Source organism: Tamlana crocina (assembly GCF_012037625.1).
Genome location: NZ_JAAVJS010000945.1, coordinates 1 through 212, shown reverse-complemented (window position 1 = coordinate 212; position 212 = coordinate 1). Strand labels below are relative to the sequence as shown.

General features: G+C 39.6%; 1 protein-coding gene. It reads left to right on the top strand.

Going from position 1 to position 212, the window contains the following annotated elements:
• Positions 1-212 (top strand): transposase (locus HC176_RS20490; protein ID WP_209309856.1); only part of this gene is annotated, 212 nt, incomplete at both ends.

Below are 212 nucleotides of genomic sequence, written 5' to 3'. Positions count from 1 at the left end.
AGGGAAACAAAAAATGGTTTTGAACAGGAAATACATCGCTATCAAGCCCAAAACTGTCAAGGGTGTCCGCTTAGAAGCCTTTGTCACAAATCCAAATACGACCGTATAATTGAGCGCAACCATAATCTCATACGATTAAAAGCCCAGGCCAAAACATTACTGAAAAGTGAGCAAGGTATTGCTAAAAGAAAACAACGTTGTTGGGATGTTGA